This is a genomic window from Atopobium sp. oral taxon 199 str. F0494 (assembly GCF_000411555.1).
Classification (GTDB): Bacteria; Actinomycetota; Coriobacteriia; order Coriobacteriales; family Atopobiaceae; genus Lancefieldella.
Map to the genome: position 1 here is coordinate 572600 of NZ_KE150486.1, position 22794 is coordinate 595393.

At 52.8% G+C, this 22794-nt stretch carries 17 protein-coding genes and 4 tRNA genes; 9 read left to right on the top strand and 12 right to left on the bottom strand.

The genetic code is table 11. The annotated features are described in order from the left end of the window. Positions 1 to 9: 9 nt before the first annotated feature. Positions 10 to 85: transfer RNA gene (locus HMPREF1527_RS02550), tRNA-Ala, on the bottom strand. 398 nt (positions 86 to 483) lie between these two features. Between HMPREF1527_RS02550 and HMPREF1527_RS02555 the strand changes: the two genes are divergently transcribed. Then, positions 484 to 1740 carry a glycosyltransferase family 4 protein gene (locus HMPREF1527_RS02555; RefSeq protein WP_016477137.1) on the top strand — a complete coding sequence of 419 codons (1257 nt, stop codon included), beginning with the start codon at positions 484 to 486 and terminating at the stop codon, positions 1738 to 1740. 20 nt (positions 1741 to 1760) lie between these two features. Here HMPREF1527_RS02555 and HMPREF1527_RS02560 read toward each other — a convergent pair whose 3' ends face one another. The 9 genes from HMPREF1527_RS02560 to tgt all read right to left on the bottom strand — a co-directional run bounded on the left by HMPREF1527_RS02560 (position 1761) and on the right by tgt (position 11897). Next, on the bottom strand, positions 1761 to 2009 hold the full coding sequence (locus HMPREF1527_RS02560) for a hypothetical protein (RefSeq protein ID WP_156825446.1): 249 nt from the start codon (positions 2007 to 2009) through the stop codon (positions 1761 to 1763). Between the two features lie 275 nt (positions 2010 to 2284). After that, positions 2285 to 2644 (bottom strand): 50S ribosomal protein L20, encoded by a 360-nt coding sequence (rplT, locus tag HMPREF1527_RS02565; RefSeq protein WP_016477139.1) that lies wholly within the window; start codon positions 2642 to 2644, stop codon positions 2285 to 2287. Positions 2645 to 2699: 55 nt separating this feature from the next. Beyond that, positions 2700 to 2900 carry a 50S ribosomal protein L35 gene (gene rpmI, locus HMPREF1527_RS02570; protein WP_016477140.1) on the bottom strand — a complete coding sequence of 67 codons (201 nt, stop codon included), beginning with the start codon at positions 2898 to 2900 and terminating at the stop codon, positions 2700 to 2702. 1 nt (position 2901) lies between these two features. Then, the gene (gene infC, locus HMPREF1527_RS02575) at positions 2902 to 3480 is read right to left on the bottom strand and encodes a translation initiation factor IF-3 (RefSeq protein ID WP_035433643.1); all 579 of its coding nucleotides are present in this window, start codon (positions 3478 to 3480) and stop codon (positions 2902 to 2904) included. A 299-nt stretch (positions 3481 to 3779) separates the two neighbouring features. Further along, positions 3780 to 3866 (bottom strand) — tRNA-Leu (locus HMPREF1527_RS02580). A gap of 84 nt (positions 3867 to 3950) precedes the next feature. Next, positions 3951 to 4736 carry an MBL fold metallo-hydrolase gene (locus HMPREF1527_RS02585; RefSeq protein ID WP_016477142.1) on the bottom strand — a complete coding sequence of 262 codons (786 nt, stop codon included), beginning with the start codon at positions 4734 to 4736 and terminating at the stop codon, positions 3951 to 3953. Continuing rightward, positions 4736 to 7141 (bottom strand): bifunctional (p)ppGpp synthetase/guanosine-3',5'-bis(diphosphate) 3'-pyrophosphohydrolase, encoded by a 2406-nt coding sequence (locus tag HMPREF1527_RS02590; RefSeq protein ID WP_016477143.1) that lies wholly within the window; start codon positions 7139 to 7141, stop codon positions 4736 to 4738. The genes HMPREF1527_RS02585 and HMPREF1527_RS02590 overlap by 1 nt, the downstream gene beginning before the upstream one ends. Continuing rightward, positions 7134 to 10487 (bottom strand): single-stranded-DNA-specific exonuclease RecJ, encoded by a 3354-nt coding sequence (recJ, locus tag HMPREF1527_RS02595; protein ID WP_016477144.1) that lies wholly within the window; start codon positions 10485 to 10487, stop codon positions 7134 to 7136. Before recJ ends, HMPREF1527_RS02590 begins: the two co-directional genes overlap by 8 nt. Before the next feature lie 171 nt (positions 10488 to 10658). Beyond that, positions 10659 to 11897 carry a tRNA guanosine(34) transglycosylase Tgt gene (gene tgt, locus HMPREF1527_RS02600; protein WP_016477145.1) on the bottom strand — a complete coding sequence of 413 codons (1239 nt, stop codon included), beginning with the start codon at positions 11895 to 11897 and terminating at the stop codon, positions 10659 to 10661. A gap of 229 nt (positions 11898 to 12126) precedes the next feature. Between tgt and HMPREF1527_RS02605 the strand changes: the two genes are divergently transcribed. From HMPREF1527_RS02605 to HMPREF1527_RS02615, 3 genes are all read left to right on the top strand, one after another. After that, entirely contained in the window at positions 12127 to 13257 is a 1131-nt protein-coding gene (locus HMPREF1527_RS02605) for a hypothetical protein (RefSeq protein ID WP_016477146.1), read from the top strand. Between the two features lie 191 nt (positions 13258 to 13448). Further along, positions 13449 to 15134 (top strand): DUF438 domain-containing protein, encoded by a 1686-nt coding sequence (locus tag HMPREF1527_RS02610; RefSeq protein WP_016477147.1) that lies wholly within the window; start codon positions 13449 to 13451, stop codon positions 15132 to 15134. Positions 15135 to 15305: 171 nt separating this feature from the next. Beyond that, a complete protein-coding gene (locus tag HMPREF1527_RS02615) occupies positions 15306 to 16625 on the top strand; it encodes an MFS transporter (protein ID WP_016477148.1) in 1320 nt (439 codons plus the stop codon). A gap of 17 nt (positions 16626 to 16642) precedes the next feature. Here the strand turns inward: HMPREF1527_RS02615 and HMPREF1527_RS08000 are convergent, their stop codons facing one another. Then, entirely contained in the window at positions 16643 to 17485 is an 843-nt protein-coding gene (locus HMPREF1527_RS08000) for a hypothetical protein (protein ID WP_016477149.1), read from the bottom strand. Beyond that, entirely contained in the window at positions 17463 to 18122 is a 660-nt protein-coding gene (locus tag HMPREF1527_RS08005) for a hypothetical protein (RefSeq protein ID WP_016477150.1), read from the bottom strand. Before HMPREF1527_RS08005 ends, HMPREF1527_RS08000 begins: the two co-directional genes overlap by 23 nt. 87 nt (positions 18123 to 18209) lie before the next feature. On the opposite strand from HMPREF1527_RS08005, the gene HMPREF1527_RS02625 reads away from it, so the two are divergent. The 5 genes from HMPREF1527_RS02625 to HMPREF1527_RS02645 all read left to right on the top strand — a co-directional run bounded on the left by HMPREF1527_RS02625 (position 18210) and on the right by HMPREF1527_RS02645 (position 22786). Then, entirely contained in the window at positions 18210 to 19181 is a 972-nt protein-coding gene (locus HMPREF1527_RS02625) for a hypothetical protein (protein ID WP_016477151.1), read from the top strand. Between the two features lie 130 nt (positions 19182 to 19311). Further along, positions 19312 to 20817 carry a glutamate--tRNA ligase gene (gene gltX, locus HMPREF1527_RS02630; protein WP_016477152.1) on the top strand — a complete coding sequence of 502 codons (1506 nt, stop codon included), beginning with the start codon at positions 19312 to 19314 and terminating at the stop codon, positions 20815 to 20817. A gap of 58 nt (positions 20818 to 20875) precedes the next feature. Then, on the top strand, positions 20876 to 22513 hold the full coding sequence (sdaAA, locus tag HMPREF1527_RS02635) for an L-serine ammonia-lyase, iron-sulfur-dependent, subunit alpha (protein WP_016477153.1): 1638 nt from the start codon (positions 20876 to 20878) through the stop codon (positions 22511 to 22513). Between the two features lie 102 nt (positions 22514 to 22615). Next, a tRNA-Gln gene (locus tag HMPREF1527_RS02640) sits at positions 22616 to 22689 on the top strand. A gap of 20 nt (positions 22690 to 22709) precedes the next feature. Then, positions 22710 to 22786: transfer RNA gene (locus HMPREF1527_RS02645), tRNA-Glu, on the top strand. The last annotated feature ends 8 nt before the right edge of the window (positions 22787 to 22794 follow it).

Here is a 22794-nt window from a genome sequence, read left to right on the forward strand (position 1 = left end):
AACGTTGCCTGGTGGAGATAAAGGGATTCGAACCCTCGGCCTCTGCCTTGCGAAGGCAGCGCTCTCCCAACTGAGCTATATCCCCAACTCATACTGCACATTGCATACGTGCCACAAGAACCAACACGCGGCAATCCGCACGCAAGTGCATATCGTATTGTGGCGATTCTTTGGAGTCATGTCAACGCATATACGGACATACCTTAAAAATAAGCTCAAAGAACCCAAAAAACCTTCCCCGCAGCCATATTATGAACCCACCTTCATAAGGTGGGTGCCGCACCCGTCTTTTCCAGCTTTCTCAACAACGGAGAATACCTGTACTAGCACGGGAATCAGGCTCCCTCGTAAAACTTGTCGGTTCACCCAGTTTTGGCTGCGGAGAAGGGACAACTTCACTATATAAAATTCTACGATTTAATAAAGTCTTGACTTGTTTCTATTACATGAGAAAATTAATAGGATGTGAGTTTTAGCAGTTAAATGCTGTTTTTGTTGGAATGGAAGGGGCTTGGCGTGGACCTTTGGTTGCTGCTGCTTGGGGTCTTTCTCGTTGCCACGCTGCTCTCCTGCATTGTTACTCCTTTCGTGCGAAAACTTGCCTGGAATCTCGGTATTATCGACAAACCAAATCGGCGCCGCGTCAATAAAAAGCCTGTAGCCCGCATGGGAGGCGTCGCCTTGTTCGTTGGTCTTATCGGGGCGCTAGCTCTCTACCTCATAGTGCTCGGTAAAAACGGTCGCTTTGATAAAAATGTCAATGTATATCTTCTGGGCCTTGCTTTTGTCATCATTTTTACCACCGGTCTTGTAGACGACATTATTTCTCTCAAACCATTGCAAAAACTTTCCGGTCAGGTACTAGCGGCCTGTCTCGCAGCCGCCGGCGGACTTGTTATCGGTAAGGTCGCTGATCCGCTGAGCAGCGGAAACTTTATCTCATTGGGCTGGCTTACCTATCCCGCCACCGTGCTTTATCTTGTCGCATGGACAAACATCATCAACCTCATCGATGGACTCGACGGTCTGGCCGCCGGTGTTTCCTGCATCGCTTCAAGCACTATGTTTGTACTTTCCATGTGGGCAGGGCGCTTTGACGCCGCTGCCTTAAGCCTTGCCGTTGCAGGCTCTACCTTGGGCTTTCTGGTACATAATTTCTATCCGGCAACTATCTTTATGGGAGACTCAGGCGCGCTGACGCTTGGTTTTGCCCTTGGCACCATATCGCTGCTTTCCGTCACGAGAATTGCGGGACTTACTACCATCATCGTGCCTCTTGTGGTCGCCGGTATCCCCATCATTGATACGTTTTCCGCTATCGTAAGACGCACCCGCGCTCATGTAAGCTTTGCTACCGCCGATCGTGGCCACATCCACCACAGGCTTATTGCCGCCGGCTACAACCAGCGCCAGGCTGTCTGTGTCATATACGGCTGGACCGGTCTTCTCTGCATTGGGTCGCTCATAATGACGCAGGTAAATGCCCTGCCTCGTATTGCTATTTTCTTAATGCTGCTTGCAATGTCTGCCGTATTCGCGAAGCATCTCCACCTCTTTGAGCCGGTGCTGCTTCATCACACCGACCCCGGAACCGGCAAAGACGAACTTATTACTCCAGCTGACCCCGACTTCGAAACTGAGATTGAACAGCTCCATGAGCGCGAGCATGAGCGTGTTGAAGAGCTTGAAGAAGCCGCCGGCATTCATCATGGTGATAAGTCCCCAAAAAAGCAAAGCTGATAAAAAGGACTAATCTTTCTTCAGTTCTTACGTCTGTGCAGCAAGGCTAGGACGACAAAAAGTACGATGACGACAAGTATGAGTCCTGTTCCCAACAAATCAGACGTAAAGCGGGCGATGACAAGCCGAGGAAGTATAAGCGCATAGGCAAACGCCAGCCTCACAAAGACTATCGCTAAAACGATGCCGATGCCATACAGGATTGCGCGCTTAGCGCTGTCGCGCATATCATCAAAGCGTGAGCGCATGGGACTTTTTCTCTTTGTCATGCTTCCCTGCCCATCATGCTTTCGCTTTCCTGTACGTCATGCCTTCCTCCACCCGTCATACTTTCCTACTCTACACTTCCCCCGCCCCTGCTCGAATACAGGTGTCTTGGTGTCACCTAGGCCCGCACCGATGCGCATGAGGATTTCAGAATAATAGCATGCACTAAGAAAATCCCACCGGCAAGGCCGATGGGATTTACATGTATGCTTAGCATATTCTGGTATGTTGTAGTGTGTCGCAACATGCCTTATCGAGCGCGGTGCAGCATCGCTGACTACTCAGCAAGCGCCTTCTTCGCGACTTCGGCAAGGTCAGTAAACGCCTGATCATCAGTGTAGGCAATCTCAGCGAGGACCTTACGGTCGAGCTCAACGCCGGCCACTTTCAGGCCATGCATAAACTTGCTGTATGAAAGATCATTCAGACGCGCCGCGGCGTTAATGCGCTGAATCCACAGCGCACGGAAATCACGTTTCTTATTACGGCGATCACGATAGGCATACTGGCCGGAATGCTGCGCCTGCTCCTTCATGCCGCGGAACGTGCGGGAACGAACTCCATAGTAACCTTTAGTACGCTCGACAAGCGTCTGACGCTTCTTGCGACCGGCCATTGCGCGCTTAACTCGTGCCATATCTCATCAACTCCTTGTTGACAGTATCAGTAATGTTATCAGTATGTGCGACGCGTTAGTTCTTGGCGCCAATGCGCTGAGAAACCACGGCCGTATCGGCAGCGGAAAGGACGGCTTCTTTGCGGAAACCGCGAATGCGCTTCTGGGACTTCTTGGTAAGGATGTGGCTCTTGAAGGCCTTGGCACGCATAATCTTGCCCGTACCAGTACGGCGGAAACGCTTGGCCGATCCTTTGTGTGTTTTCATCTTAGGCATACTAATTCTCCTTTGTTGCGGCGTCAGTGCTCTCTGCGGCACCTTTGGGTTTCTCGTCAAATGCGCCCTTAATCGGCGCGACGAGCATGTGCATATTACGGCCTTCCATGAGCGGCTTTTGCTCGATAGTAGCGTACGGCTTCAGATCTTCTGCAAGACGATCAAGAACCAGACGTCCCTGCTCGGGGTGAGCCATCTCGCGACCACGGAACATGATTGTGATCTTAACGCGTGCGCCCTTCTTCAAGAACCGAAGGACGTGTCCCTTCTTGGTCTCGTAATCGCCGACGTCAATCTTGGGGCGGAACTTCATTTCCTTGACCTCAATTTTGACCTGGTTCTTACGGGCGGCTTTGGCCTTTCGATCCTGCTCGTAGCGGAACTTGCTGTAATCCAGAATCTTGCATACGGGAGGTTCGGCATTTGGAGCGATCTCTACCAAATCCATTCCGTGCTCACGTGCCCGCCTCAGCGCGTCATGTACGCCAAAGAGTCCGAGCTGGCTTCCGTCAGCATCAATCAGACGACACGTGCGGCCGGTAATTTCCTCATTAATGCGAGGTCCATCGTTCTTGGCTATCTTCTACACCTTCCCTTCGCGCGATAGCTGCTCAAGCTACCGCAATAAAAAATCCCAGCGCACAAAGGCATCTGGGAGACAAGGCAACAGTCAAATGACGGCTGAAATCTAAATTGTCTGACCAGACAGCTGCAACATGCGCCGTGTAGGTGGGGACTCACGCTCAGTCCCGCTTCAAAAAGCACCTGAACAGGATACCTCTGCGCAGGCATCCATGCAAGCCATAAAACGACTTGTGAAAACATCTCACAAAAGGTGCTGAGAAGAGCATGCAAATGCGCGCTCTTCCTCTCGTAAGATGGTGCCCGAGGTGGGACTTGAACCCACACAAGGTTGCCCTTAGGGGTTTTTGAGACCCCCGCGTCTGCCAATTCCGCCACTCGGGCCAAAACTTACGCATGGGTACTATACCAGTCTCATGCGCGCTTGTCTTGCGAAAGAAACGTTTTTGCAAGAGTTTTCACTCGTTTTTACGAGAGAAACGGATTTTGTTCAATCTCTTGAGCCAGTTCGGTCTGCGCACCATGCCCCGGAAGAATAAGAGACGTAGGATCAAGCTCATGCGTCAGGCGATACAAAGATGCTGCCAGAATCGTTGCGTCTCCCCCTTCAAGATCTGTCCGACCAACTGAACCTTGAAAGAGCGTATCTCCAACAAAAACGGCTCCTTTTGCCGTGCCGCCACCCACAAGGCAAATGCCGCCGGGCGTATGGCCGGGCGTTTCCATGACGCGAAACGTCGCCGTGCCAATTTCAAGCGTATCCCCTTCCGCAAGATACCCGTCTGGATTGGGAGCGTCATCATATACAGGATTGCTTTCAGAGGCGTGGCGAGCGCGCTCGTCATCTTCTTGATTGATGAGATAGGTTCCACCCGCAGCCAGCTTAAGAGCCTTTACGCCCCCTACATGATCGGCGTGTCCATGCGTTGCTACAATATATTTGAGATTGAGACCTACAAGCTGCGAGGCAATCTTGGCTCCTGAAGCGCCCGGGTCAATGACCATGCAGTCATCGCCAGATATATACACATAACAGTTCGTTTCAAGCGGACCAACGCGAAAAACGCCTACTCGATCATGATGATGCCCGCAACCACCGCAGCAGCCTCCACCATGGTGATGCTCCTCATGGCCGCCGCAGCAAGAACCCTCATGACCCTCGTGGCCGCCGCAGCACTCATGTTCTTCTCGGTGCCCGTGCTCTTCATGTCCACCACAGCAACCGTGGCCGCTCATCTGAGTGGATTGTGCCATCAACCTCTCCGTTTCTTCATTTGATTAGCGCCTTCACCAGGCATAATACGGCGCGCGTCATAAACTGAAGGTACAAGCGCCACGGCCGCAAGAAGCGTATCCAGAAGGCTGGCGTCAGAAATGGCCACCAAAAAGCGCATGCGCACAATGCCCTGACCGCCGACTTGCGTTGCCGCGGACAGGATGTTCGCGCCTGAATCCGACAAGGCTATGGTGATGTCTTTCAGCAGGCTTGTGCGGTCGGTTGCTTCCACAACAATCTCAACACGAAACTCGGTCGCGCCGGACGTATCCCATGCAACGTCGATAATTCGGTTGGCGTTTTTCTCGGTCAGAAGGTCGCGCACGTTGGGACAGTTTGCGCGATGCACCGAAACGCCGCGCCCCCGGGTTACAAAGCCAACGATATCGTCTCCCGCGACAGGATTGCAGCAATGCGCAAGATGTACCAAAAGATCGGAATCTCCCTGTACCACCACACCGCAATTGTTGCGCTTGCGCTTGTTGTCACGAGAAGTCCGAGAAATGGCATAGGCGGTCGTAAGCGGCTTGTTCTGCAGGAGCGCCTTTTCTTTGGCGGCGCGCTGTTCGCGTTCGCGCTCCGCCTGCGCAAGCGCTTCAGGAGTTCCCTCTTCGAGAATTTCGCTGACCTTGTTGACTACCTGCTTAATAGAGCACTTGCCCGCTCCGATGCCGGCAAACAAATCATCGACCGTATGATAGTCGAATTGCTCAATCACCTTGGCTAGAGCCTTAGTGGTACGCATGGTTGAGATGCCGTATCCGCGCTTGCGCAGCTCTTTTGCAAGCTCCGAACGACCGCGTTCGGTATCGTCAGACTTTGACGCTTCCGCGAAATACTTGCGGATCTTAGCGCGAGCAGATGGCGTTTGTACAAGCGTCATCCAGTCGCGAGAAGGACGCGCGTTTTTGTTGGTGAGTATCTCAACGCGGTCGCCTATCTCAAGCGTATGCGTAAGCGGAACGACCGATCCGTTGACCTTAGCGCCAACACAATGATTGCCGACTTCCGTGTGGACTGCATACGCGAAATCCAAGGGCGTCGAATTGCGCCGCAGACTAATAACCTCACCTTTCGGCGTAAATACAAAGATCTCGTGTTCAAAAAGGTCAACGCGAAGATCATTGAGAAATTCATGCGGATTGTCGATATCGTCTTCAACCGCCCAGTCAAGACTGCGGCGAATCCAGTTGATAGTCGAGTTGACCATACGATCTTCAGACGACATCTGACCCTTGGAATTGCCTTCTTTCTTATAGAGCCAGTGCGCGGCGATACCGTATTCGGAAGCCTCGTGCATCTCAGCCGTGCGAATCTGAATCTCAATGGGACGCCCATCGGGACCGATGACTGTAGTATGCAATGACTGGTACAGGTTTGCCTTAGGCGTAGCGATATAGTCCTTAAAGCGGCCGGGCAACGGATGCCACAGTGAGTGCACAGCTCCGAGCACCGAATAGCAGTCGCGCACCGACTGGGTGATGACGCGCAAAGCGATAAGATCGTAAATGTCGGAAAACTCCCGACCCTTACGCACCATTTTTTGATAAATCGACCACAGATGCTTGGGGCGTCCGGTAATCTGGAAGTTTTTCAGACCAACAGAGTCCAACTCATCCGTAAGCGTTTTGATTGCTGCGTTGGTATCGTCCTCGCGCTGCGCGCGGGAATCCTGCACCATGCGAGCAATGCGCTGGTATTCTTCGGGCTCAAGCCAGAAGAAAGACAAATCCTCAAGCTCCCATTTTACTGATGAAATGCCAAGACGGTCAGCAAGCGGCGCGTATACGTCCATGGTTTCGCGCGCTTTGAAAAGACGTCTGTCGGGAGCCAAAGCCGCCAGCGTCCTCATATTGTGCAGACGGTCAGCGAGCTTAATAATGACTACGCGAATGTCCTTCGACATGGCGAGAAACATTTTTCTGAGATTCAACGCCTGCTTTTCGTCCATAGAGGAGACCTCAATGGAGGTAAGCTTGGTGACGCCATCGACAAGTTCAGCGACCTGCTCGCCAAAACGCACCGTCAACTCTGACAGTGTGGCGGACGTATCTTCAACGGTGTCATGCAAGAGGGCAGCGCAGATAGTATCTTCATCCATGTGGAGATCTTGCGCCAATATGAGCGCCACCTCAACCGGATGATTGATGTAGGGTTCTCCGGAGCGGCGGCGCTGGTTTTTATGGTACTCAGCGGCAAAACGATAGGCATTGTTGATCTTCTCGCAAGATTCCGGAACGAGATAGGTGCGGCAAGCATTTTCAAGCAGCCTGAAATTATCGGCGCCAGGAACAGAACGAGTCTTTGCAGCTGTCGCTTCTTTGCTCTGTCCTGCCGATGACTTCTGCTCTACATGCTCATGCGGAGTCTTTTGTTCACCCATGTGAAACATCCTCCCCTCCGTCAACCTCTTCACCAAAATCAGGAACAATGGGCTTGTTCACAGCACCGAGCAACTCGTCCGGTGACGCGGAAAGCGCCCATTGCGCAAACGCCTCAAACGATTCCCGCGTTTTCAAGCCTTCAGCATATCGAGTTGAAGCATACAAATCCATAGGTGCCGCTACAGGATTCATTGAAATGTTACGCTTTGCGTCAAAGCCTTGCAAAGTAAGAAAGCCAAGTTCGCAGAAGATGTCAAGCGCGCAGGCGACGCTGTTTGCGTCAGCTTTGCACCGCGGCTCAATCTCACAGGCACAAGAGGCTATCTCTTCATCTGACGCCTGAAGGGTTGAGCTGGTCTTTTGTGCGCGGCGGAACAGCGTCATAAGCGCACGGTACACCGGTATGAGCGCGGCGCGATCCGGCGCGGAAGATGACAGAATGCGTTCGTTAATGCGCATGTCATGAGCGCCAAAGAACAGGTGTATGTGGGCAGGCTGTCCGTCACGACCGGCGCGGCCGCTTTGCTGATTGTATGCGACACGTCCGAACGGCAGATGGTACAAGACAACATGGCGGATGTCGGCGACATTGATACCCTCACCAAACGCGCTGGTTGCCACAACACATGTAACTTCTCCCTTTCTGAACGCGCGCTCGACGGCGGCGCGTGTTTGACGAGACAGTCCTGCATGATAAAACGCGATTTCATGCCCCATGTCAGGGATAGCATGACGGAGCATACGGCAGATTGACTGCGCCTGTTCGCGGGAATTGACGTATGCGACGCACTTCTCGCCAGAAGCGACAATACAGGTAAGAGCCGCTTCTCTGTCCTGTATTTCGCGGGCGTCCCTCAGACGAAGATTGTCTCTGACTGTCGCGTCCTTGATGACATAGTTTTCAGAAATGGCACAAAGGTGGCAGATAGTCTTGGCGGTATCGGATTTCGCGGTTGCGGTAAGAGCCAAAACCTGCGGATGCTCAAGTTGCTGCAAGATGAGAGGCATCTTAGCGTAGGCATGGCGCCCCTCCGCTGCCGCCTGACCAACATGGTGAGCTTCATCGATAACCACAAAACTAACGCGTTTTGATTCGGCGAATTCCGCTCCATGAAAGGAGAGGAACTCCGGTGTCGTCAGAATGACATCGACAGAACCTTCTGCTAACGACCGGAAGATCTTTTTTCGGTCGTCCTGCGCGGTTTCACCGGTAAGGGTTGCCGCCGTAACACCGAGCGCTGCAAACGCGCTCTCAAAATGATGCGCCTGATCGTTTACAAGCGCCCGCAGCGGATATACGAATAAGCTTGCAGTATGGGCGAGAAGCGCTCGGCGGACCGCATGGATATGAAAAATGAGAGACTTTCCCCTACCCGTTGCCATAACACACAAGGCAGAGTCTCCCTCATCCAATACGTCAAGCGTTCTTTTTTGTGCCGGAAGAAGCAAGGCGTTGCTAATCAACAACTGACGAAGCGTATCGGTGAGTTCCTGCGAGCCAAGCAGCGCAAGTTCCGCCCGTCTCTGGACACCCGCGTTTTCCTCTTGAGCCGTACAGTTTGTATCCGGTACAGATGTAACAAGAGCACGCTCGTCTGTAGATAAAAAGGATCCTCGTTCAGCTGGATTTTGAGAATCATCCCGGTAGAGAATGTCTTTTACCATGAGCTTTGGCTTGGTGCGCCCCTGCCACGTTTCACTGACAGCTTCAAAAACCAGGTCAACCGCGCCGTCATATTCAGATGCGGCTTCAACATGGGGAGCCCTGAACATAATGGAAGCCACTGAGGAGGAACCGTCAGTTGCCATAAACGTAAGATGCACTCCTGCCGCGCCGACGCGGTTACGATTGCGCATAGAAACGCCTTGTACAGCAAAGAGAGGCTTCTTGTTACCTTGTCCAAAGGGTTGAAGAGCTTCGAGAGCTTCAATGGATGAGACGTTTATCTCGGAGAGCTTGACTAAGGCAGTCACTTCTCCCGTTAATTCAAATTCGTCTTCCGGAAGACGGGCGAGAACCGCAGATAAGCGACGGCGGAATTCATCGAGCTTCTCGGCTTGTATCGTAACGCCAACGGCGCCCTGGTGCCCGCCAAAACGAACAAGCAAATCAGAGCACTGCTCGACCGCGTGAAAAAGATCAACCGAGCCGATGGAGCGGCCGGAACCGCGGGCTATCCCGTTGTCAATGGTAAAGAGGATGCAAGGTACATGGTAGCGGTTGACCACACGGGAGGCGACAATGCCTTTGACACCCTCATGCCAGCCTTCGCCTGCCAAAACGATGGCGCGCCCGCCGTCATAAATCTCTTTTGCCTGCAGAAGAGCCTCTTCAGTCAGCTGAGACTCAATGGTTCTGCGGTCGGTATTGATCTCTTCAAGCTTGCCTGCAAGCATGGTCGCTTCTTGAGGATCCTCAGACAACAGCAGGTACAGCGCGAGTTCTGTAGAACCCATGCGCCCCGCGGCGTTTAGTCGGGGGATGATAGAAAATGGAAGACTGTCGGCGGTCATCTCTGCTATGTTCTGGTTTGAGATGGCCGCAAGAGCCACGAGACCCGGTCTCTTGCCTTCGCGTATCCGACTGATACCGGCCGCAACAAGCGCGCGGTTTTCTGAATTCAGAAGCATCATGTCAGAAAGAGTTCCCAGCGTCGCAATATCAAGATAGTCTTTCCACAAATCAGGCTTCCCCAGGCGCCGTCCCAACTCTCCTACGAGCTTGAGTGCCACACCCGCACCGGCAAGTTCTCGAGAAGGACAGTCGGCTGTCAGCTTGGGATCGGTCACCGGCACCCCTTGGGGCACGAGTTCAGCCGGCTCATGATGGTCGGTGATGGCAACATCGACGCCGCGCCTTTGGAGCCCTTCAACTTCTGCGGCTGCGGCAATTCCATTGTCGACGGTAATAATAAGGTCAGGGACTCCATCGGCAAATACCCGCTCAAGCGCCTTGGAAGAAAGACCGTATCCCTCGCCAAAACGATGAGGAATGTAGGGCCTGGCCTCAGCGCCAAACGTGCGCAGCGCCAGCGTCAGAAGGCAGGTAGAACTCATGCCATCGACATCAAAATCCCCGAATACCGCAATACGCTGATGTTCTTCAATAGCCTTTTGTACACGCGAGGCGACCTCATCCATGCCAGGAATCGTGAGTGGATCAAGCCAGTCTCGTTCGAGCTGAGGCGTCAAAAACGCCTGAGCCGCTTCAACCGTAGTAAAACCGCGCGCAACAAGAACGCGCGCCACCAAAGGGCTGACGGAGAGCTTCTGAATAAACTCCTGCTCAAGTTTGGAATCTTGGGGCAGAATATTCCAACGGGAACTGGAAGTAATATTAGCCATGCGCGACGCCCCATTTCTCTCTAAGGGTATCTGCGCCTGGGATTGTCGGCCAGGTAACGGGATGCATACAAGCCTTCTTTAGTCATGGCGGCATAAGCCAGCCCGGGGCATCTTGGACGCCCGCACGTGTTTATCGCTCCCTATTGTACCCGCACTGCCAAGCTCACATTGTCAGAAGTCTTTAACTGCGCCCGACTCCAGCCATTTTGTCACGAATTCACCATAGTTCCCCGCAAGGATAGACTCACGCGCACGGCGCATAAGATCAAGCAGGAAATAAATGTTGTGCATCGAGAGCAACTCACCGGCGAGCATCTCATGCTGGCGTACCAAATGATTAAGGTAGGCGCGCGTATAGCCTCCCCTGCAGACCGGGCAGCTGCACTGATCATCAAGAGGGTCTGCGTCATGAGCGTATTGGGCGTTCTTCAGATTCATGCGGCCGCCGTATGAAAACGCTGTGCCCATGCGAGCCGTCCGTGTGGGCAACACGCAGTCAAACATATCGATACCCGCAGCCACACCGCGTATCAGCGTTGTCGGATTGCCAACGCCCATGAGATAGCGAGGCTTAGTGCGTGGCATATACTCCGCGCATAAAGGTTCAAGCGTTTCAAACATCACCTTATGCGGCTCTCCTACGGAATAGCCGCCGATACCATATCCGGGAAAATCTCCCGCCTGCTCTAGGTGCTCAATTGAACGACGGCGCAAATCAAGGTGCATACCACCTTGCACGATTCCAAAAAGCGCCTGGTCCGGCCTTGTATGAGCATGAAAACAGCGATCCGCCCACAGGCTGGAAAGTTCAACAGAACGCTCAACCTTACTGCGTGACGACGGGTAACCTACGCACTGATCAAGCTGCATAACAATATCTGCGCCGAGATTTTGAGCAATCTGCATATTGGTCTCCGGCGTCCACCACGACCAGGCGCCGTCATAGTCTACCGCGCGAAACTTCACACCTTCATTTGAGAGCTTCATAAATTCCTCGTGCGAAAATACTTGAAAGCCGCCGGAATCCGTCAGAATCGGCTTGTTCCAGCACATGAACGCGTGGAGACCCCCCAACTCTGCAATAAGCTCATCGCCAGGCCGCTGGCTTAAATGGTAGGTATTGGCGAGCAAAATCTTGGTTCCCAAGCTCTCAACAACGCCGGGCAAAAGACCTTTGACCGTCGCCTTCGTGCCGACCGGCATAAAGATAGGCGTGGGAATATCTCCATGTGGCGTATGGAAAACGCCAGCGCGCGCGTGCGTTGTCGGGTCTTCAGCAAGCACATCATAGGTAAACCATGCGGGGTCTTTCTCGGAAGCCCACAGCTCTTGATGTACACACTGCACTTCCGTCGTAAACCCGGATTTTTTTTGGCCCTTAGCAATCTTTTGTACGTTGGTGGTCGGCATATATTCCAAAATCCTTACTCATAGACAGCACGGCGAGAAGCACTTCTCGCTGTAAAAGCATAGCGTACTATGTCTTGCGAGCGGCGCTCAACGATCCTTCACACTCAAAATGGTTGCAGCGCGCTATGATGTAACTCGTACGATACGAATACCTTGCAGATAGCAGCAGTGTAGAGCACGTTGTGTCACGCAAAAATAACAGTGTGTCATTGCTCACGTAGGAGGCTACATGAAAAAATACGTCCTGAGGACTCTTAAAGTCTTGCTTGGCCTTGGTATCACCATCGCACTCGTTTTTGGCGGATATCTTCTGTACCTGCAGCTTAACTACTATCGCATCCCTGACAATACATCGATTGCCAATGACGGAGCCTCCCCTGCTACTACCCGTGTCGAGGTTGGAAAAGAATACACCGCGTCAACGTACAATATTGGATTTGGCGCCTACACTCCCGACTATACCTTCTTTATGGACGAGGGCATTATGGCTGACGGAACGCGCACTAAAGGCGAGCACGGCCGCGCAGTCAGCAAAGATTCCGTTGAGACATGCACCAAAGGCGCGCTTGACACTGTTGCCTCACTTCATAATGGGACGGCTCCCGATTTTATGCTCTTTCAGGAAGTAGACAGAAACTCTGACAGGAGCTATCACGTTAATCAGGTGCAGGCGACAAACTCAAAGTTTTCTGAGGACGCCTCCTACTACGCGCAAAACTTCCATACCGGCTTTCTTGCCTACCCGATTCCTGAATTCCACGGAAGCGTGGACGCGGGTCTTATGACCCTCTCTAGCGTAGCAGCCACAGAAAGCACACGGCGTAGCTATCCTGTTGACCAGTCATTCTTTGCAAAATTCTTTGATTTGGATCGTTGTTTTATGGTCACGCGTTATCCCACCGATGACGGACACGAGCTGGTACTTATCAACTCGCATATGTCCGCTTACGATGCCGGAGGCACCATGCGTGCCAAACAACTTGCCATGCTTCGGGATATTCTTACCGAGGAACGAGCCAAGGGCAACTACGTCATCGCTGGCGGCGATTGGAACCACGCGCTTGCAGGTTCCCTTTCTTTGTACCCATCCGACCAACAAGTCCCAGATTGGGTTGCTGAGCTCAAGGATTCCGACTTGCCGGAAGGATTCTCCGTAGTTAAAGCCGATAATCTGGCCGACGTCCCCAGCTGCCGCGGTGACGACATTCCCTATACCAAAGGACACACCTACACCACCACAGTTGACGGCTGGATTGTTTCCGATAACGTGAAAGCACAGGCAGAAAACATTGATACAGGCTTTGCCTACAGCGATCATAATCCCGTGCTTTTGCGCTTCACACTTGGAAAGGCTGCGTAACAGGCAAAAAAGAGCGATATCTGTCAAATCCTCTAAAATGTTGTAATTACAACGTTCTTCTCGGTAAGAATCTGCCAAACTGCTCCTCGATAAAGTAAACCGGAGTAGACTTTTGCGTATGGCTCTATACGATTCTGCTTGCACGCTGTAACCGATAGCCACCTGCCTCAAGTCACTCGAAAGGAGTACACATGAGCAATGTTTTGGATCTGGATAAGTCCGTCTATGAGATTTGCACGGAGTTTCCTGTCATCAAAGGCCTTATGGCCGACAACGGATTTAAGGAAATCACCGAGCCCGGTCGTCTGCAGACGATGGGTCGCTTTATGACTATCCCCAAGGGTTGCGCTCATAAGGGCGTCGATCTTGAAGAACTCAAAAACGTTTTTCGCGCCCATGGATTTGTCATTAAAGGAGATGAGGACGTAGCGGATAAAAACAATCTTGGCTCATCCGTCGTCGCGGCCGCTAAAGCCACCGCGACCTTTGTCACCGGCGTCAGCGAAAAAGACGGCGCTGACACCGCTGGTACCGCCGAGGCGCCTCTCGCAGCAAATGACATCCCTCTCGCCAAGACTCCCGAAGAGCGCAAAGCTCTCATCGCCCAATACCTGGAGCGCCTAAATGACGGTGAAGATATTGAAAGCGTTCGCGAGGACTTTGCCCGCAACTTCAAAGACGTTTCTGGCGGCGAGATTTCCACTGCTGAGCAGGAACTTATCGCCGGCGGTGTCCCTATGGAGAAAGTCCTTCGCCTCTGTGATGTTCATGCGTCGCTCTTTGAAGGCCATGTTTCTTGCGTATCTACCGGAGCCGCTGAAGAAACGCCCGGTCATCCCATATGGACCATGCGTCAGGAAAACGAACGCATCATGTCGTTCATCAATGACCGCGTAAAACCCGATGTCAGACGAGTCCGTACACTAACCGACACCGCTTCCGCAGATGAGCGCAGTGGCATCGTCGCTCTTTTGAAAGCCGATATAGCAACTTTCAGCGAGGTGTTCATTCATTACAAGCGCAAAGAAGAGCTGCTCTTTCCCCACCTTGAGCGTCACGATATCACCGGACCCTCTAAAGTCATGTGGGGCAAAGACGACGAGGTAAGAAATGCTGTACACGGCGCCGAAGCTCTGCTTGAAACCGCTTACGGCACATATGACTCCCAGCTTTTATCAGGTGTAGCCGACTATCTTGACGAAGCCGTTGAGGACGCCGAGTCTATGGTAAGCAAGGAAGAAAACGTTTTGATTCCACTCTCCCTTGAGCATCTCTCCGCGACGCAATGGACTCAAATTGCCGCAGAGGAAAATGAGTTCGGTCACGCCTTTGGCGTCAATCCTCCCGCTTGGCATGCAGACCCGCTCGAGCTTGCAAACGACAAGCTCAAAGAGATGGAAGCCGTGGCAAGTGGCGATTACGCGGACAATCGCTCAGAGAGAGCCTCTCATGCAGCTACATCGCCAGATGAAACGATTCGCCTGTCCACGGGTGAGCTCACTCTTGCTCAGCTTGAAGGCATTTTTGCGACCATTCCTCTAGATATTACCTTTGTGGATGCCAACGATAAGACCCGCTACTTCAGCCATGGAGACACCCGCGCCTTCCCGCGTCCTAAGAGCTGTCTTGGTCGTGATGTGTATGACTGCCATCCGCCTAAAAGCCAAGAAGTTGTGCGGCGAATCTTAACTGAGTTCAAGAGCGGCAAGCGCGATGTCTCAGAGTTCTGGTTCAAGGCCATGGGAAAGTTTCTGTACGTCCGCTATTTTGCCGTCCGTGATGATGCAGGCAACTACCTCGGCGCTCTTGAGACCACGCAAGACATCGGACCCATCAAAGCGCTCGAAGGAGAAAACCGCCGCGGATCTGACTCATAAAAAGCGGCGCTGACGTACCAAGCCGCTCCCGCTCCAGCGCATAAAGCATCAGCACGTTTTTGAAACGAACTATGCCTCAGCTACACGCCCTTCTCGCTATATCTTTGGCGAGAAGGGCGTTTGGACAATCAGGTACAATATCTGACAAAATTACCGAGCAAAAGGATTGCTATGTCACAACCCACAGCCACGCCCCGCCACGGGCAAAACTATGCGTATGCCATTGTGGCGGCATGCGTCGCCATCATGTTTTTTCCCTGCGCAATCATTCTGACGTGTTTTGGCATATTCATTACGCCGGTCACTCAGTATTTCAACGTGCCGAAAGTCAGCTTTTCACTCGTCTTTTCCGTTATCTGCCTTACGATGATGATTGCCCTTCCCATCACGGGTCGGCTGCTGAAGGCGCACAGCATGCGCATGGTTCTCACGATAGATACGCTCCTTTGCGGCCTTGCCTACGGCACCATGGGACTAGTACAGTCAGTCTGGCAGCTTTACGTTTGCGGCGTCATCATCGGAATTGGTTTGCCAGGCCTTATCTTTTTGGCTGTGCCGACACTCATAGGCAACTGGTTCTCAGAGCGAGTCGGCTTCTTTATTGGTTTTTGCTTTGCCTTTACCGGTATCGGAGGCGCTCTTTTTAACCCCATTGGGTCAGCTCTTATAGCAAGCGGAGCCGAGGGATGGCGCATGTGCTATTTCATCTTCGCCGCAATCATTCTCGTATGTACGCTGCCCTTTACCTTCTGTATTGTCCGCGACAGGCCTTCCGATCTTGGGCTTCTTCCTATGGGGTCGGGTGAGAAAAACGCTGATAGCGTCGATGCTAGTGCCAGTGTCAATGCCAGCACCAACTCGTGTGCAAAATCAACCCTTGATGAAGGTATTCCGGCAAACAGGGCTTTGCGCATGCCGGCCTTCTTTATGATTGGGGCATTCTACGCCCTTATCACGCTCAATCAGCAAATCTCACAATTTTTCCCCAGCTACGCCGCTACATTTTCCGATACTGCGCCTGAGATTGCCGCTGCCGGTGGCCTTATCGCGGGCGCCGTCATGGTCGGACAAGCCCTTGGGAAGGTAGCACTCGGAGCTCTGAATGACAAGTCGGAAAAAGTCGCTTGTTACGCCGGCATCTTCTGTGGTATTGCCGGTCTAGCGCTGCTCTGGATCAAGATAGCCTCATTGCCTCTCATGCTTGCGGGGGCTTTTCTCTTTGGCGTAGTGTATGCCATGACTACTGTTGAGACGCCCATCCTGGTTCGCGCGGTCTTCGGTACCAAGGACTATACGCTCATCTACTCTCGAATCGCTGTTGTCAGCTCGCTTATGTCGGCAATCGCTTTGGTGGTATGGAGCCTTATCGTTGACGGTTCGACTGCCGGCTACGATATCCTTTTTGTCCTTGGCTTTGCCCTCATGCTCAGCTGCCTGGTTCTTTCCCTATTCGCGCTTAGAGGGGCGCGTTGGGTACATCGCATGAGGTGATTAAAACAGAACATGTACTACGATATTTTTATGCTATCCGCTTCGGAAATGACAATATCAGCATCATAGAATGCCAGAAGAGCCTGTATTCCCAAAGCTGTATCGCGCGACCCTGTCGTCTCAAAGACTGAATGCATGGCAAGCTGGGGCAGTCCTACATCAATGCCGTGCATGCTCACTTGTATATTTGAGAGATTGCCCAAAGTCGAACCGCCCGGCATGTCGCTACGATTAGCAAAGACCTGGTAAGGTAGGTTACGAGCTGACAGTATCTCCTCAAAAACAGCGCGACTTACCGCGTCCGTACAGTACGACTGGCGGGCAGCCTCCTTAATGACAATGCCTCCGTTAAGTCTGCATTGGTTGGTGCTATCGTATTTCTCAGGATGAGCCGGATGCAGCGCGTGAGCATTGTCACAGCTCACCAACATTGAAGCTGCAAGAGCACGATGAAAATCGTCTTCGCTCAAGCCAAGCGCGCTGTTAATGCGCACAAGCGTGTCACGTAAAAACGTAGACATGGCTCCTTGCTTGGTATTGGAGCCCACCTCTTCATTATCAAAGCAAGCGTAGACGGAAATATCTGAGTCGTTATCAGATGCAAGAAATGCCTTCAACGCGGCATAGGCGGACTGCAAATCATCCAGATGCCCTGCGGATACAAACTCATCCTTGTAACCCCAGATACGTCCGCCGGTATGATCAACGAGGAAGAGATCGAATGAAAGAACATCGCTTGCGTCAACTCCCGCCTCCATGGCAATCATCTGCCTGAATGCGCCCTCAGACAGCTCGCCAGCCGAGAAAAGCGGCATGAGATCGACAGCCCGATTAAGCTCAGGAGCCAGCCCCCGAACCACGATTTAAATGGATTGCTAGGCTGGGAATGAGGGCAATATCTCGTTCTATAGTAATCAGGCGCGACTCAATCTTAGAACCACAACGTACCAGTACGCGACCAGCAAGACCAAGCGGTCTGTCCAGCCAGGTATGATCAATCATGCCTCCATAGGCTTCCACAGAAAGACGCAGGGTATCTTGTTCACCCTTTAACTCAGGCACCGCTTTCACCTTATAGGAGGGAGAGTCGCCGTGAGCGACGGCAATCTGAAAATGATACGGCGCGGTGCCGTCAAAATCATCAGCTTTGTCAAACTTCTCGCCAACCTTCCATGCGATGACAGAAGAATTATTCCGCACGGTAAGGTACCGGCCACCGCGAACAACCTTCCACGCAGCGCCCTCGGGAAGATAGACGTAGCCAGCCGCCTCAAGATGTGCACGCACGGTTGTTGCAGTGTGAAACATTGAAGGGCTTCGATCGATAAACTCAAGCAAATCACGAGAAACTGCGAGGTCTTCTTTTGTCACAGACAACAAGGTCACTCCTTCAAAGTTGTATATTCGCATTAAGCCTAGCATGCAATCAAACATAATCATAGCTTTTGCGTGACAGGCGAGAAAATCATCAAGCTCGTACGTTTTCGACGTGCTCATGCACTACCCTAGTATCTGACAAAAAATTCGCGATGTACGCGTGCACCCGATTTCGTGGGCGCGATACTCCACAGTAAGGCAGGTACCATGGAACTCAGTCAGGCAATCGAACACGCCAGTGCATACTTGATACCAGGGTTTTTGAACGATGACGCCGTACTGACCGCAGAGCGTCTCAAAAATGAAGACGCCCTTAAGACACTGCTTGATGCCTGGAACGCGGCTCCAAAGGACAGCCTTCCGTTCTCTTTTGACCTCGTGCGTCAGCTCGCCGACCGTAACCGCGAGGTCTGCGACCTGTACGGCGCCGAGCGTCTGAGAAACGCCAACGGTGTGTCACTCGCGCGTGGACTCACCACTGAAGATACTGCGCGAGGTGTAGCAAAACTGCAGCATCGCCGTGAGGCTGGCGTCATGAAGACTGCCGGACCCACGCTTACCGACCTGACGCTCGCCTACCATGAAAAGCCGGTTTCAGGAACCGTTTTGGGTATCGACATTGAGACGACGTCTCGCTTTCCCGATCAGGGTTACATCATCAATGTTGGGTTTGAGTTCTGGAATCTTGGTCCTCAGACGGTACCGGTTAACCCTCATACAGCTTATTTCGGAATGCCAGAGTTCTACCGCGAGAAGGGCGTACCTCTGACAGAGATTCACCATATCACCTGGCAAGATCTTGAGGGAAAGCCGACATTTCGCTCAAACAAAGCCGCTCAAAAGGCGCTGCTGACTGTGATGAAAAAAGTTCCCTTCATAGCGCATAACGCCGCTTTTGAAGATTCCTGGTTTATGCTGCAGATAGATGGCTATGCGGAGGCTCGCAAAGAAGGTAAGATTATCCCTATCGATACCCGTGAGATCTGCCGCCGCCTTGATCCGGAATTTCGTTCTCTTCTCCCCGCGTCACGACCCGCAAGCCTTGAGAACTGGGCACGACGCCGCGGCACGCTTGCGGCAACCGAAGCTGAACGGCACCTTGGTCTTGATGACGTTGACCTCATGATTCGCACCGTTCAGGCTGAGTTTAACGAGCGCAATATGTTTGGAGCCTCATAATACATTGAAATCACTGGAGCTATATACTTACATAGTTGTCTAGTATTGAGTAGTTTTATTTCATGGCCAGCCGTGTATCTTTGGCCCTTCGGATTGCCTACCCCGAAGACGCCGACTGTTAGGAGGAGTTTTGTCCCAAAATAAACAGGTCCGCGTACGCTTTGCTCCCTCGCCCACCGGAAAACTGCATATCGGCGGCGCTCGCACCGCTATCTATAACTGGGCCTTTGCCCGCGCCAATAACGGTACCTTCATTCTGCGCATCGATGACACCGATCCCGCACGTTCCACTGACGAGAATACGCAGATCATCCTGCGTGCCATGCGCTGGCTTGGTCTTGACTGGGATGAAGGCCCCGATAAGGGCGGTGACTTCGGACCGTACGCTCAAACCGAACGCCTGGAGATCTACCGTAAGGCCGCACACACCCTGCTGGCAAAGGGCAAGGCATATCCGTGCTTCTGCACGCCCGAGAAACTCGCCGCAGATAAAAAAGAGGCGGAGCAGCGCCATGACCCATTCCAAGGCTATCAGCGTACCTGCAGAAACATTGACCCCGCTGAAGCTCAAGTGCGTATTGAGGCCGGTGAGCCCTACACTATCCGAATTAAGGTACCGCTTGACCGCGGCGATGTTGTTGTTCATGACGCGGTGCATGGCGATGTCACATTCAACGCTCGCGAGCTTGACGACTTTATCATCTTCCGCTCTGACGGTACGCCAACCTACAACTTCGCGACCGTCGTTGACGATGCCATGATGGGTATCACGCACGTCATCCGAGGCGACGATCATCTGTCCAATACTCCCCGCCAGATCATGGTCTACGAAGCTCTCGGCGCGCCGGTGCCTGAGTTCGCGCATATTTCCATGATTTTGGGGCCTGACGGTAAAAAACTTTCCAAACGACACGGTGCCACCTCTGTTGAAGAGTATCGTGACGCGGGATATCTTTCCGATGCCTTCGTCAATTATCTGGCACTTCTCGGCTGGTCGTTGGACGGTGAAACCACCATCGTTCCGCGCGCTACCCTGGCTTCTCAGTTTTCGCTCGACCACGTTTCAAAAAATCCTGCAAAATCAGATCCGGAGCGTCTGAACTGGATAAACGCAACCTATCTCTCAGCCATGGACAATAAAACGTTCTCGACGCACGTTCTCATCCCCGAGCTTATCCGCGCAGGTCTTGAAAACGCTTCCGACACTGAAGCAGATGTCGAAAAGCTCTATGCCGCGCGCCCCGCTTGGTATGACCTGCTTTCCGAGATTCTCAAACCTCGCACTACCGTTTCCCCTGACGTTATAGAGAAGGCTCGATTCCTCTACGAAGGAGACGAAGTTACCTTTGACGAGAAGAGCGTCTCCAAGAGTCTCGCCAAGGAAGGAGCACACACGATTCTTGAGGCTGCGCATGCCATGCTCTCACCTGTTTCGCAATGGACTCCCGTACACATTGACGAAGCGCTTGAGATTTTGCCGGAACAGCTTAACCTCAAAAAACGAGTGGTATTTCAAGCAATCCGTGTCGCCGAGTGCGGCAACATGGTCTCTCCGCCACTCGGTGAGTCCATGGCGCTTCTCGGCAAAACAACCGCTCTTATCCGCCTTAAGCGAGCGCTTGCGATAGCCCAATAGCGCGTACGCTTCGTTCTGACATTGCACACGCGCTTCCTGTATATACAAGGAGCTTTCTATGATGACCATGTCTGCGCTTGAGATTTTAGGACCCATTATGGTTGGCCCTTCCTCATCGCATACCGCCGGCGCGCTTCGCATTGCACTGGTAGCGCGATCGCTGGCGCCAAAACCGCTTGCGCGCGTAGAGTTCTTTCTCTATAACTCATTTTCTCATACGCATAAAGGGCACGGCACTGACCAGGCCTTAATTGCCGGCATGCTTGGGTTCTCACCTAACGACGCGCGCGTTCGCGACTCCTTTGCTCTTGCCAAAGAACAGGGTCTTCCCTTTGACATTGTCGAGAAGGGCGACGACGAGAGTCTCCACCCTAATACGGTTGAGGTACGCATGCACGGCGCAGATGAAGCTTGCGTATCGGTCATGGGAGAATCCATCGGTGGCGGACGCATCCGCATCAGCGGCGTCAATGGCGCACGCGTCCGTATGACCGGTGACATGCCGACAATTTTTGTCTCTCATAAGGATACTCCCGGCGTTCTTGCTGCTCTGACGGCCATTCTCGCGGAACAACACATCAATGTTGCAACTATGCGTACGTTCCGGGCGGCGCGCGGCGGTATGGCGTACACCATTTTTGAAATTGATGAGGCGGTATCGGCGCACACGCTCAATCTCTTCCGCAAAACTCCCTATGTGGCTCTCGCGGCTCAGGTCTCTATTCCCGGAGCCGCGCCTACCGTATCGGCCGGTCCGCTCGCAATCAATTTTGACAACGGTGCTGAATTGCTTGCTCTTTGTGAACGTGAGGGTGCCTCCATCGGCGAGGTTATGCAACGGCGCGAGAAGTTTCTCAGGCCGGAAGCCGACAGTGAAAAAGAAATGGTTCGCGTGCTGAATACCATGAAAGACGAGGTACGCGACACAATTGAAATCCCAAGAAAATCCATTGGCGGGCTGCTGTATGGGCAGGCACAGGCCGTTGCTCAGAGCGACCCCGCTCTGATTGGCGCTCTCATGGGTCCGGTGCAAACGCAGGCGGTAGCTTTTGCCATGGCGGTGCTTGAGCGTTCGGCGACCATGGGAGTCATTGTTGCGGCTCCTACAGCAGGCGCCTCTGGCGTTGTACCAGGAACTGTTCTCGCTGTGGCAAATCATTTGCACGCAACAGATGACCGGATACTTCTCGCGCTCTGGAATGCCGCGGCTCTTGGCGCTATTCTGACTACCAACGCAAGCGTTTCGGGCGCTGAAGGCGGATGCCAAGCTGAGGTTGGTTCTGCAGCGGCTATGAGCGCGTCAGCCCTAACTGAACTTCTCGGCGGAACCCCTAAGCAATGTCTTGACGCCGCTTCGATTGCCCTCTCCAACCTGTTAGGACTGGTCTGCGATCCTGTGCACGGACTCGTGGAACATCCTTGCCAAGATCGCAATGCCATCGGAGTGGCTGCAGCTATCAGTTCCGCGCAGCTCGCCCTTGCAAACATCGGCAACCCCATTCCCTTTGACGAGGTTGTCCGCGCCATGGCAGAGGTTGGCGCCGCGCTCCCGGCAACACTCCGAGAAACTGCTAAAGGCGGTCTTGCCGCGGCTCCTAGCGCTCAAACAGCCTGCTCAGCATGCACTGGATGTTTGGCCGCCACAAAAAACGTACTCCATACGAAACGCATAGATATGCCAAACCGTAAAAAGTGATTGCTTACAAGGGAATTTCAAATTTCTTGATATTCTCACTTGCATACCTATCACCGCTCCTTTATAGTTATTTCTCGCGCTTATGCGTAAGGGATGACATCTTGGGATATCGTCTAGCGGTAGGACAGCGGATTCTGGTTCCGTCAACGGGAGTTCGATTCTCTCTATCCCAGCCATGTCCTTCCAAACAACATACGGCCCGTTCGTCTAGCGGTTCAGGACGCCGCCCTCTCAAGGCGGAGATCACCAGTTCGAATCTGGTACGGGCTACCAACTGTTCA

Coding starts and splice junctions, on each gene's coding strand:
- HMPREF1527_RS02555 (WP_016477137.1), top strand. CDS start 484: ATGCTGTTTTTGTTGGAATGGAAGGGGCTTGGCGTGGACCTTTGGTTG.
- HMPREF1527_RS02560 (WP_156825446.1), bottom strand. CDS start 2,009: ATGACAAAGAGAAAAAGTCCCATGCGCTCACGCTTTGATGATATGCGC.
- HMPREF1527_RS02625 (WP_016477151.1), top strand. CDS start 18,210: ATGGAACTCAGTCAGGCAATCGAACACGCCAGTGCATACTTGATACCA.
- tgt (WP_016477145.1), bottom strand. CDS start 11,897: ATGCCGACCACCAACGTACAAAAGATTGCTAAGGGCCAAAAAAAATCC.
- HMPREF1527_RS02605 (WP_016477146.1), top strand. CDS start 12,127: ATGAAAAAATACGTCCTGAGGACTCTTAAAGTCTTGCTTGGCCTTGGT.
- recJ (WP_016477144.1), bottom strand. CDS start 10,487: ATGGCTAATATTACTTCCAGTTCCCGTTGGAATATTCTGCCCCAAGAT.
- rplT (WP_016477139.1), bottom strand. CDS start 2,644: ATGGCACGAGTTAAGCGCGCAATGGCCGGTCGCAAGAAGCGTCAGACG.
- rpmI (WP_016477140.1), bottom strand. CDS start 2,900: ATGCCTAAGATGAAAACACACAAAGGATCGGCCAAGCGTTTCCGCCGT.
- HMPREF1527_RS02615 (WP_016477148.1), top strand. CDS start 15,306: ATGTCACAACCCACAGCCACGCCCCGCCACGGGCAAAACTATGCGTAT.
- HMPREF1527_RS08005 (WP_016477150.1), bottom strand. CDS start 18,122: ATGAGCACGTCGAAAACGTACGAGCTTGATGATTTTCTCGCCTGTCAC.
- HMPREF1527_RS02585 (WP_016477142.1), bottom strand. CDS start 4,736: ATGGCACAATCCACTCAGATGAGCGGCCACGGTTGCTGTGGTGGACAT.
- sdaAA (WP_016477153.1), top strand. CDS start 20,876: ATGATGACCATGTCTGCGCTTGAGATTTTAGGACCCATTATGGTTGGC.
- HMPREF1527_RS02590 (WP_016477143.1), bottom strand. CDS start 7,141: ATGGGTGAACAAAAGACTCCGCATGAGCATGTAGAGCAGAAGTCATCG.
- HMPREF1527_RS02610 (WP_016477147.1), top strand. CDS start 13,449: ATGAGCAATGTTTTGGATCTGGATAAGTCCGTCTATGAGATTTGCACG.